Origin of the sequence: Alteromonas abrolhosensis, assembly GCF_001953635.1 — a bacterium.
GTDB classification, from domain to species: Bacteria; Pseudomonadota; Gammaproteobacteria; order Enterobacterales; family Alteromonadaceae; genus Alteromonas; species Alteromonas abrolhosensis.
In genome coordinates this window covers 291,236-302,922 of record NZ_MEJH01000006.1, presented here as the reverse complement: position 1 = coordinate 302,922, position 11,687 = coordinate 291,236, and the positions used below count along the sequence as shown (strand labels likewise).

The 11,687-nt window shown below is 46.0% G+C and carries 10 protein-coding genes; 3 read left to right on the top strand and 7 right to left on the bottom strand.

The annotated features are described in order from the left end of the window. Positions 1-541: 541 nt before the first annotated feature. Positions 542-1,690, top strand: a complete 1,149-nt coding sequence (locus tag BGK61_RS11595) for an iron-containing alcohol dehydrogenase (protein ID WP_076012785.1) — start codon at positions 542-544, stop codon at positions 1,688-1,690. Here BGK61_RS11595 and BGK61_RS11590 read toward each other — a convergent pair. The 7 genes from BGK61_RS11590 to BGK61_RS11560 all read right to left on the bottom strand — a co-directional run bounded on the left by BGK61_RS11590 (position 1,687) and on the right by BGK61_RS11560 (position 9,291). Further along, positions 1,687-2,454 carry a 3-keto-disaccharide hydrolase gene (locus tag BGK61_RS11590; RefSeq protein WP_076012784.1) on the bottom strand — a complete coding sequence of 256 codons (768 nt, stop codon included), beginning with the start codon at positions 2,452-2,454 and terminating at the stop codon, positions 1,687-1,689. The two genes, BGK61_RS11595 and BGK61_RS11590, sit on opposite strands and share 4 nt — an antisense overlap. A gap of 65 nt (positions 2,455-2,519) precedes the next feature. Beyond that, positions 2,520-3,137, bottom strand: coding sequence for a gluconate 2-dehydrogenase subunit 3 family protein (locus BGK61_RS11585; RefSeq protein WP_014947966.1), 618 nt, complete (start codon positions 3,135-3,137; stop codon positions 2,520-2,522). Then, on the bottom strand, positions 3,137-4,822 hold the full coding sequence (locus BGK61_RS11580) for a GMC oxidoreductase (RefSeq protein ID WP_015066066.1): 1,686 nt from the start codon (positions 4,820-4,822) through the stop codon (positions 3,137-3,139). Before BGK61_RS11580 ends, BGK61_RS11585 begins: the two co-directional genes overlap by 1 nt. Before the next feature lie 44 nt (positions 4,823-4,866). Next, positions 4,867-5,796 (bottom strand): hydroxypyruvate isomerase family protein, encoded by a 930-nt coding sequence (locus BGK61_RS11575; protein WP_076012786.1) that lies wholly within the window; start codon positions 5,794-5,796, stop codon positions 4,867-4,869. Beyond that, entirely contained in the window at positions 5,789-7,006 is a 1,218-nt protein-coding gene (locus BGK61_RS11570; RefSeq protein WP_076012783.1) for a nucleoside permease, read from the bottom strand. The genes BGK61_RS11575 and BGK61_RS11570 overlap by 8 nt, the downstream gene beginning before the upstream one ends. 26 nt (positions 7,007-7,032) lie before the next feature. Continuing rightward, a complete protein-coding gene (locus BGK61_RS11565; RefSeq protein ID WP_076012782.1) occupies positions 7,033-8,100 on the bottom strand; it encodes a sugar phosphate isomerase/epimerase family protein in 1,068 nt (355 codons plus the stop codon). Positions 8,101-8,136: 36 nt separating this feature from the next. After that, on the bottom strand, positions 8,137-9,291 hold the full coding sequence (locus BGK61_RS11560) for a Gfo/Idh/MocA family protein (RefSeq protein ID WP_076026074.1): 1,155 nt from the start codon (positions 9,289-9,291) through the stop codon (positions 8,137-8,139). 376 nt (positions 9,292-9,667) lie between these two features. Here BGK61_RS11560 and BGK61_RS11555 point away from each other — a divergent pair, with 376 nt between their 5' ends. Both BGK61_RS11555 and BGK61_RS11550 read left to right on the top strand, forming a co-directional pair. Further along, complete coding sequence (locus tag BGK61_RS11555; protein WP_014997050.1) at positions 9,668-10,672, top strand: LacI family DNA-binding transcriptional regulator; 1,005 nt, start codon at positions 9,668-9,670, stop codon at positions 10,670-10,672. 54 nt (positions 10,673-10,726) lie between these two features. Continuing rightward, a complete protein-coding gene (locus BGK61_RS11550) occupies positions 10,727-11,665 on the top strand; it encodes a sugar phosphate isomerase/epimerase family protein (protein ID WP_014997049.1) in 939 nt (312 codons plus the stop codon). Positions 11,666-11,687: the final 22 nt, after the last annotated feature.

Sequence of the window (11,687 nt, the reverse complement as noted above, 5' to 3'; positions counted from 1 at the left end):
GCCAGCGTTCAATCTGAGCCATGATCAAACTCTTCAATTAAATATATCGAAATATGAATCGTCGTTGTGACACTCTTAACGAGTGCCCACACAGATTGTCTTGTCTAAATTTTTAAAGAACATTCACCAAAAGCCGTTGCTTCTTAGTGACTCACCCTGTTCGAGTGAGGTGCGCATTATACGCTGGAAGTTTTCGTTGTCAACACTTTTTGAAAATTTATTTTCTGAAGCGTTTCTTCTAAACTCCCGCCTTTACTGGCCTATAAAGGTAGTAGAGACTTACTTCAGGAGGGTTGCTGTTTTGCTTTTCCCCCGAAGCGGATGCGCATTTTAGGGAAATGAGCGCTCACGTCAACAAGTATTTTAAAAAAATCCTTATTTTTAGATCGTTTGCATAAACAATGTGCAATACGTTCATAAAAACCACTAATTCACCGCGCTTTTCACGATCTATAAGGTTAGTTAATTGGTAAGTCACGCTGTGTACTATAAATTAGTAAGACGATATTTGAACGTGTACGTGGATTATTGAGGGGTTTGCATGAAGGTTTCAGAATTCAAAACCGCAGGAAAACTCGTAACGGGTCTTGGCGCTATAAAAGCTCTCCCCGATGAAATGTCGAGATTATCTATAAAGGAATGTGCCATCGTTACTGACAAAGGCGTTTCTTCATCAGGTCTTCTTGATCAACTACTCACACTATTACCCTCTTCACCCTTACTTATTATTGATGACATTCCACCAGAGCCTGAAGTGAATATCATAGAAGATAAGTTAGCGATACTTCGTGAGAAGCAAGTTGACGGAATTATCGCTCTTGGCGGAGGTAGCGCAATTGATAGTGCGAAGGTACTTGCAGCTACATACGATCATGCTGGCCCCCTCAGTGAGCTCTTCGGTGAAAATACGCTTTCAAAACGGCGCTTGCCTCTTATTGTTATCCCTACTACCGCCGGTACAGGTTCAGAAGTTACCAATATTGCTATCTTGTCAGATCCGATAGCACAGATGAAAAAAGGAATTGTTAGCCACTGCTTGCTACCCGATGTTGCGATCGTTGCACCTGAAATGACAAAAACATGCCCCCCGTCCATTACAGCAGCGAGCGGTATAGACGCATTCGTTCACGCGCTTGAAGCTTATATAAGTGTAAATGCTAGTCCGATTACCGACGCTCTGGCAGAGAAAGCACTCAAGCTTATCTTCAATTCATTACTTCACGCTTATAACAATGGTGAGAACTTATCTGCACGTGAAGATATGGCCACCGGCAGTTTAATGGCGGGTCTTGCGTTTGGAAACGCAGGCGTAGGGGCAGTACATGCATTGGCTTATCCACTGGGGGGACGGTTTCATCTGTCACATGGCATGAGTAACGCGGTAATGCTACCTCATGTGTTGAAAGTTAATGCACCGTTCTGCCAAGACAAACTTTATTGTGTAGCAAAGCTATTAAAGGTATGTGAGCGCCATCATTCAAAAGAGGAAGCAATTAAACTGTTATTAGTTGCTATAGAAAAACTGTGTCGCGACGTAGGCATTCCCGCTTCACTCACCCACTTTAATATTCCACCTTCTTGTGTAGGGGAGTTAGCAGAAGAGGCGAGTAAAGTAACTCGCCTTCTTCGCAATAATCCCAAGCAATTGAGTATTGAAGAGATTGAAGATATCTATCGGCTAGCTTTTTAAAGTGGTCTTACCCACATATTCTTAAAGCTTACTAAGTTGCCGTGATCTTGTAATTGAAGCGGTGCGCATCCGTGAGCTTTGTACTTAGGCGCACCGATCCATTCTGTTGTACCTTGAATTTCAGTATGGTTCTGAACCACTACGCCGTTATGTATTACCGTAACATAGCCTTTCGTAGCTAGTTCTTCACCGTTAAAGGTTGGTGCTTTATATATGATGTCGTAAGTTTGCCATTCGCCAGGCGCCTTCATAGCGTTAACTAAAGGAATGGTTTGTTTATAAACACTTGCCGCTTGACCATTGGGATAGGTCTTATTCTGATATGAATCCAAGACTTGAATTTCATATCGCTGCTGCAGGAAGATACCGCTGTTATTGCGCTGCTGTCCTTCCATTCCCGCTTCTGGCTGCGGCGCTTTCCACTCTACGTGCAACTGTATATCACAAAACTCTGCTTTCGTTTTGATATCGCCTGTTCCCGGCTTCACAGTTAGTACACCGTTTTCTAGCGTCCACTTAGCCTCACCTTCCTTTACTGAAGTCCAGTTAGACAGGTCATCACCAATTAAAGAAATGGCATCAGAGGGCACGCCCGCCTTATCAAAAGAAACCACTTCAGGAACAGGCTCCCATACTTCCGTTTTAGCAGCCTGCTGTTCGCGGGTTAAACGCGATTCGCTTTTTTCAGTTTGTGCATCTGCTGTAGCACATGCACAAAGTGGCATGAATAAAGCCACTGTTGAAGCGACGAATGTTTTATTCATAGTGTCAGTACCTTGTTTTATCCGTTATATAACTGTGTTGTGTTTGGCAGCTCGATAGCGCAGGCTCAGGTGGCCCACGCTTTGTCGCCCTTCTTGTAAGGGAATGCACCGTCGTAGCGTCCAGGAATAGCCACATAACGAAGCACTTTAGTCGCGCCAACTTGAGACGTGAAAAAGCAATAAAGTGTTAGCTGTTTTAATAGCGTAAAGTAGTGAGGGGTTGGCTCATCGGTACCTGGCTCCCACTGACTTGGCTTTCCTGTTTCAACGCCTTGATAAACACCGTTAGCAAGGTTCGCCGCTTTCGCTTCTACATCCAAGTCGTTAAATAAAGCCTCTCGTTCTTGCTTGGTAAGCTGAACAAATTGTTTGTTGAAACGACTTTGACTTAACGAAGATATTTTCTTAATGCCATCAAGAAAGGTCTTCTGAAGCAAAGGTGTGTAGCAATCGGTTACCAGCACAGCCATTGTGGCACCAACGTTAGCCGCTTTTGCTCCAGGCGTGTCAGTTTGAGGAATGATCACTTCACCCATTTCATTCAGCAAGGCCACATCTTTTTCATTAAACAATGTGTCGCTAAGCGGTACAGCGGGCACATCTGTGTAGGCAAGTACATTACCTGCGAACAATGCTGTGCCTGTAGCAGTAGCGATGAGTTTAAGTAGTTCTCGGCGTTCCATTATAGATTTCCTCGCTTTAACTCTTCTACGGCAAAGTCTGCGGCTCTTGCCGTTAATGCCATGTAGGTCAGTGAAGGGTTAACACAGCTGGCCGATGTCATTGCCGCACCATCGGTCACAAATACGTTCGGTGCATCCCACACTTGGTTATGCGCATTAAGCACAGAGCTTTTTGGGTCTCTTCCCATACGCGCCGTGCCCATTTCATGAATGCCCATGCCAGGTGCGTAGTCAGCATCCCAGCCTTGAACATTTTTAAGACCTGCTGCTTCAAACATCTCAATCGCGTCTTGCTGCATGTCCTTGCGCATCTTAAGCTCGTTTTCTTTAATCTCGACATCCATTGCGAGTACTGGTAAGCCCCATTTGTCGGTGACTTTTTTGTTCAAGTACACTTTGTTCTCGTGATACGGAAGAATTTCACCGAACGCTGTCATGCCTATTGTCCATGGACCAGGCTCGGTTATCGCATCTTTAAGTCCAGCACCTATACCAAGCTCAGCTATGTCTTTGCGCCAACCTGAACGGCTTGCGCCGCCTTGATAACCAAATCCACGCAGGTAGTCTCGCTTATCACTTCCCCAGTTTCTAAACCTTGGCACATAGAAGCCACTCGGTCTGCGACCGTAGGTATATTTGTCGTCAAAACCTTCAACTTCAGCCGAAGCTCCGACTCTAAAGTGGTGATCCATAACGTTGTGACCCAACTCGCCGCTGCTGCTTCCTAAGCCACCGTCCCATACGTCTGTGGCAGAGTTCATCAGTACCCACGCCGAGTTAAGTGCTGACGCATTTACAAAGATGATCTTGCTTTTAAATACATAGGTCTCGTTGGTTTCTGCATCGATAATTTCAACGCCAGTCGCGCGCTTCTTATCTTTGTCGAACAAGATCTCTTTTACTATCGAGAAAGGTCGAAGGGTTAAGTTACCTGTTTTAACCGCAGCTGGAAGCGTAGATGCTTGTGTACTGAAGTAGCCACCGAAAGGACAACCCAACCAGCACTTATTGCGGTATTGGCAATGAACACGTCCTTCTTCGGGCTTGCTTTGTGTCATGTTTGAAGTGCGGCCATGCACCATGTGCCGCGCGCCTTCATAGGCCTTTTTCACCCGCGCCGCGACACTTTCCTCTACAATATTCATTGGCATTGGCGGCTGGTAAACACCATCTGGCAATACATCTAAGCCATCGCGATTACCACTGATACCCGCGAATTTTTCTACGTAGTCATACCATGGTGCCAAATCGTCGTAGCGAATAGGCCAGTCGACTGCAATGCCTTCTTTAGCATTGGCTTCGAAATCTTCTTTGTTCAAACGGTAGCTTTGGCGTCCCCACAACAGTGAGCGCCCACCCACGTGGTAGCCTCTGTACCAGTCGAAGCGCTTGTCTTCGGTATAAGGGTTTTCTTTTTCATTTGCCCACATGCCGTACGTTTTTTCATTTAGCGGGTAATCACGCTTAAGCACAGGGTAGTCAACTTTCATAGCCTGAGTAGGCAGATCTCGGTGAGGAAAATCCCAATCCTCTTTATGCGCATTTTTATAATCTTTAATATGCTCGATATTTTGGCCACGTTCTAACATGAGCACTTTTAGGCCCTTTTCAGTTAGCTCCTTAGCAGCCCAACCGCCACTGATACCAGATCCAATAACTATTGCATCATATTCGTTACTCGCCATAACACGTCCTTAAAACTTAATTCGTCGCTGTGCCTGTTCGCACGTTACACATCACAGATATGGATCGCTTGTTGTAGCGACGCTATTCTGTTGGCTTTGGTTTTCGGTGTGGGTATAAACTCTTGTGCTAAGTAGCCTTTAAATCCGGTCTCGACAATGGCTTTAGCTATTGCTTCATAATTGAGTTCTTGAGAAGCATCTATTTCGTGACGCCCAGGTACGCCAGCCGTATGGTAATGACCAAAGTACTGATAGTTATCTCGAATAGTTCGGATGATATCCCCCTCATTAATTTGCATGTGGTAGATATCGTAAAGTAGTGAGAAGTGCTTTGAGCCTAGGCGTTTGCACAGCTCTATTCCCCATGCAGAATTGTCGGCCATGTAATCAGGGTGGTCGACTTTACTGTTAAACAGCTCCATGAAAATCACTACATTGCGTTTTTCAGCATGAGGTAAAATGCGCTTTAACCCTTTAACCGCATTTTCAAGTCCCTCTTCTCGTGACATGCCTCGGGCATTGCCGCTAAAGCAGATAAGATTTGTATAGCCTGCATCAGCGACCAAATCGATGTGCTTTATATAACGCGCTTCTAGTTCATCATGTAGTTCACTGTGGATGAAGCCGTCTTCAAGGCTTATCTCGGCGCCGTTACACATAGAAGAGTCGATGCCGTACTGCTTTAACACAGGCCAATCTTCAGGGCCTACCAAGTCAATGGCTCCAAACCCTAAATCCTTAACGGTTTGACACAACTCTTCAATGCTCAAGTCGCCGTAGGTCCATCTGCTTACTGAGTGATTTACATTACCTTTAAGTGGCGTATTCACAGTATTACTACTGTTCGTTCCTTTTGTGCTCGCTACGGCGGGCATGGCAGTAACTAAACTAGCAGCAGCCAACCCTGTTCCGGCAATACCGGCTCCTGTCATTGCCATACTCTGAAGTAACTTTCTGCGGGTAATGTTATGCATCTGCATCCACCTTCTCTTTTCTGAACAGAATGGCGAATAGCACTAACACAACCGCGGCAAACCCTGCTGGGAATAACCAAACCTGCTGCCAACTATGCGCACCTGTTTCCATCGTGTAGGTATCGGTAATTGCGCCAGCAACCGCGAAACCCACCAGCATACCTACGCCATATGTCGCTAAGGTAATTAGCCCCTGCGCTGCACTTTTTACGTTCTCGCCCGCCTTTGCATTGGTATAGATTTGCCCTGATACAAAGAAGAAGTCGTAACAAATACCGTGCAGCGCAATACCAACAATAAGCATGAACAAGCCTTCGTCAGCGTTCCCGTATGCAAACAGTGCATAACGAACAACCCACGCCGCCATACCTATCACCAACGTGGCTTTAATGCCGAAACGGTTCAAAAATACCGGCAGAGCCAACATGAACAACACTTCGGAAACCTGACCAAGTGTCATTTTGCCCGTTGCATTTTCAACGCCTATTTCCGTAAGGAAAGGGTTCGCATTCTGGTAGTAAAACGCCAGTGGAATACAAATAAGTACAGATGAAAGAAAGAATACAAAGAAGTTTTTGTCTTTTAACAGTGCCAACGCGTCCAAGCCAAGAATGTCGCGTATAGTTACCGCTTTACCGCCAGATTGAGGTGGCGTGTTTGGCAGTGTAAAACTGAATACGCCCAACATTAGCGAAGCAACGCTGCACAATAAGAACGTGTTTTTGAGCATACCATCGGCAATAGACTGGGCAGAATCCCATGAGAAGACATAGCTAATCATAAGGCCTGCCACAATCCAGCCGATAGTGCCCCACACACGAACTTTTCCGAACTCTTTGGATGGGTCAACCATTTGCCCGAATGACACTGAGTTAACCAAAGCAAGCGTAGGCATGTACGCAATCATGTAAGCCAACACATAAGGGTAGAAGCTGGCAAAATCATTCGCTTGATACATAAAGTACATAAGCACGGCGCCAACAATATGTAATAAGCCGAGGATCTTTTCTGCATTAAAGAATCGGTCAGCAATAAGGCCCACAATGAAGGGGGCAATGATGGCGCCCCAACTTTGGGTTGAGAAGGCCATGCCAATTTGCCCACCGTTGGCAGACAGGGTATTTGATAGATACGTGCCTAATGTTACAAACCAGCCTCCCCAAATGAAGAACTGGAGGAACATCATCAAACTAAGGCGTAGGGTTATCATAGTTATTGTTATCCTATTGATGGCGCTTAGCGCTCAAGGCCTAAAATACGATTGTTCTTCGCTTCACTAACCTCTCCACCAGCAAAGTCGTCAAACGCATATTTGCTTGGCTCGATAATGTGTGAAGCGATAAACGGTGCGCCTTCTGCTGCACCTTGCGCACTGTCTTTTAAGCAGCATTCCCACTCAAGTACCGCCCAACCTGTGAAGCCATACTGGGTAAGCTTGCTGAAAATACCTTTGAAGTCGACTTGGCCGTCGCCAAGGGAACGAAAACGTCCCGCGCGGTCTTGCCAGTCTTGATAGCCGCCGTACACACCGTTTCTACCGTTCGGATTGAACTCGGCGTCTTTAACGTGAAACATTTTGATCCGGCTGTGGTAGCGGTCAATGAAGTCAAGGTAGTCAAGCTGCTGTAAAACAAAGTGACTCGGATCGAAAAGAATATTTGCTCGTGGGTGGTTATCTACAGCTTTTAAAAACTGTTCGAACGAAGCCCCATCGTGCAAGTCTTCCCCGGGATGAATTTCGTAGCATACGTCAACACCCGCATCGTCGAATGCATCGAGAATGGGTTTCCAACGCTTGGCTAATTCAGCAAAGCCTTGCTCAACCAAGCCAGCAGGACGCTGAGGCCACGGGTAAACCAAATGCCACATTAATGCACCAGAAAAGGTAGCGTGAGCTTTCAATCCTAAGCGCTTGCTGGCAATAGCCGCACATTTAAGCTGATTAATTGCCCATTCGGTTCGCTCTTGTGGCTTGCCGTGTAAATGCGCCGGCGCAAAGTTATCGAATAACTCGTCGTAAGCGGGATGAACCGCCACTAGCTGACCTTGTAAGTGCGTCGATAGTTCAGTAATTTCTACGCCAGCGTCTTTGCAAATTTTAGCGATGTTGTCGCAATACTCTTGGCTCTCAGCTGCTTTTTCTAAATCAAACAGACTAGGATCAGTAGGTACCTGTATTCCCTTGTAACCAAGCGACGCTGCCCACTTCGCCATATTCTCGAGCGTATCGAATGGCGCGTCTTTTCCCATGAACTGAGCAAGGAAGATAGCAGGCCCTTTTATTGGTTGTTGGTTAGTAGCCATAAGCGCTCACCTTTTTCATTGTATGTTGTAATTGCATTACTGCGTTCCTTCCTGACTAACCGACTCCCATTTGGTGTCGCTGTCGGTACTAGCAAGCATGGCATCGATAAATACCATTCCGCGTATGCCTGAATTTATTCCTGGAACGCCATCAGCTTTGCCTTTTTGATTCGCGCGTACCGCTTTAGCAAAATCGGTATACAAATTTGCCATTGCTTCTAAGTAGCCCTCTGGGTGGCCAGCTGGAACACGACAACGTGCAGATGCAGCATCACATAACCCAACTTGACCCTGGCCCGCTCTAAACACTTGATAAGGGGCATCAACAGGGCGATAGATAACGGAGTTTGGCTCCATTTGATGCCACTCCAAGCCACCTTTGTCACCGTAGACACGGATCTTCAACGCGTTTTCTTCACCAGCACATACCTGCGAAGCAATCAGCACGCCCGACGCACCCTTCTTAGTTTTAATAAGCGCGGCGCCGTCGTCATCTAATCGGCGTCCTTCAACATGCGTGTTTAACTCGCCACATAGCGAGGTAACACTGTCGTTTAATACAAACTCAACAAGTCCAAAGGCATGAGTGCCGATGTCGCCCATGGCGCCCGTTGCGCCAGAAATTGCTGGGTCGGTACGCCACTGCGCTTGCTTATTGTGCGTTTCTTCTTCGCCAGACAACCAGCCTTGCGGATACTCAACATACACTTTTCGAATGTTGCCCAGCTTACCGCTTTCAACGAGATGACGGGCTTGCCAAACCATAGGGTAACCAAGGTAGGTATGAGCCAAGCCGTATAGCGACTCACTGGCGTGAATAACATCTTGAAGCTCTTTTACTTCTGCAAAGCTAACGCCTGCTGGTTTTTCACAGAAGACGTGAAAGCCTGCCTTAATTGCGGCAAGTGAAATAGGTACATGAAGATGATTAGGTGTCACGATAACCACAACCTGCATGCGCTGCTGCTCAGGTAACTTGGCTTCTTCTTCTAACATTGTCTGCCAACTGCCGTATGTACGCGATGTAGAAACATTCAACGCAGAAGCCGTACGCATATTATTTTCTTCGTTGCGGCTAAATGCGCCACACACCAACTGGTAGTTCCCATCTAACCCTGCGGCATGACGATGCACGGCACCGATAAATGCGCCTTCCCCGCCTCCGATCATTCCCATTCGAATTGGTTGCATTGAAATTCCTCTGTGTGCAAACGCACTATTGGTGTTACTAATGCCACAAAATGTAACCCGTTACATTTTAATGGTCAATACAAAAAGCAGCATTTTATTAATCTAAAGTTTACAAATAGTGCGGTACTAGCCGGGTATCACTCCCTCAACTGGCCTATTTCTGCACCAAATTTGAACATAACACTAGCTCAAATTTACATAAATCCTACAAATAACCTTTGACGTTTTAATGAAAGTGCGTATTCTTTTGCTTAAAATGAAAACGGTTACATATTAATTTCGCGTAAATTTTGAATTCGCTACCATCGTATAGACCACACCTCTACTGGGTTAGGTTTACAATGCGCGAGTGAAATAACAAACAACAACAACGTACATGGCAAATATTAGAGATGTAGCAGATAGTGCCGGCGTGTCGGTCGCTACCGTATCAAGAACATTACAACAACCAGAGCGTGTTTCTCCCAAAACGCGCAATAAGGTAATGGCCGCTGTTCAAGCAGTTGGATATAAACCTAACTTAATGGCGGTAAAGTTTCGCTCGGGAAAAACGCACAATTTAGTGGTATTGGTGCCCACAGTAGCGAACGTATTTTTTGCCCGTGTTATTAGCGGTATGCAGGAAGCGGCAGCAGAACTGGGTTATTCCATTTTACTTGCCAATACGCTTGGTAATAGTGAAATAGAAAGCCATTACGCCAAGATGGTAAGCACTTCTCAGGCTGATGGGCTTATACAGTTACGTGCGCACAACCCATTTGATGCCACGATGATTAACGACAACGGCCTACTTCCTATGGTGAATGCCTGTGAGGTGATTGACGATGGCCAGTACCCTGTTGTGTCGTTAGACAACCGTGCTGCAGCCAAAGCAATGACCGAGCACTTAATTTCATTAGGCCACACCCGTATAGCCATGATCAAAGGACCTAATTCAAGCCCGCTTACCCAAGAGCGCTTGGTTGGATATAAAGACGCGTTAGCGCAAGCCAATATTGCTTTTGATGAAAACTTGTTATTCCCAGGGGATTTTACATTACAGGCCGGATACAACGCCGGGGAAACCATTAGTCACCTTGAAAATAGACCCACCGCCGTGTTTTGTGAGAACGACGAGACTGCTATTGGAGCCATGCAAGCCTTTAAGCAAGCTAACTTGAATGTGCCTAACGACATTTCAGTGGCAGGCTTCGATGACATTGCCTTTTCGGCATTTGTCGACCCACCGTTAACCACTATTGCCCAACCCGCAGAAGAGTTTGGCAGAACGGCAGTTACGCTACTGGTGGACTTACTTAACGGAAAAATTCGAAAGGCCCCAAAGGTTATTATGCCGTTTGAACTTATTGTGCGCGAGAGCACGGGCAAAGCTTTGGGTTAATTGATGATAGCCACGCGCCATCACCTATGTACCACCACAGAAAAGGAGCAAGCAGTGAATTTAAGTAAAGAAAACTTAAGTAAGAAAGCAATGTTAGACGCGGCCAGCAACATTGGTTCTGACGTTTCTAGACGACAGTTCATTAAATATTCGTCTGGATTACTGGCGGCTATGAGCGCTCCTGCTGTTTTGGCGCACGGGCATGGCAGTGATAAAGGAGCTATGATGAAGGGCATGCATAAGAGTGCTGTTGGTCTGCAGCTTTATACGCTTAGAGATATTATGAAGGTAAGTGTGCCGGCTACGCTTAAACTGGTCGCTGATGTTGGTTATTCGGAAATGGAATTTGCAGGCTACTTTGACCATAGCGCAAAGGAAATTAAGCAACTGCTTGATGACAATGGCCTTACTGCGCCTTCGGCTCATATTCAGTTAGACGCGTTCGATACTAACTTGTCTCAAATTTTAGATGACGCACAAACCGTTGGTCACAAGTACTTGGTAGTTCCTTGGCTTAGCGAAGCGCAACGCGGTACAGGTATTGCGCCATACCAAGCCCTTGCCGATAAGCTAAGCACCATCGGTGAAGCGTGTAAGAAAGAAGGTATTACGCTTGCCTACCACAACCACGATTTTGAATTTGAAGTACGTGACGGTAAGACACCATTAGACGTGCTTATAACTCAGACCGACCCTGATCTTGTTGCCATGGAGCTGGATTTATACTGGACGGTAAAAGCAGGTAAAAACCCCGTTGATTACTTTAAGCAGTACCCAGGCCGTTTTAAACTTTGGCATGTAAAAGATATGGCCGAAGACGGCAGCTTTGCTGACGTGGGCACAGGCACCATTAACTTTAAAGAGATATTCGCGCACGGCAAGTTAGCCGGTATTGAACATAAATTTGTAGAGCGCGATCAAACCACCGACCGCATTGCCACTATTGAACAAGGTTTTAAAGCAGTAAGCGCACTTAATAAAGGCGTTAGCTAACGCTTTTGACCTTGACGTGGTT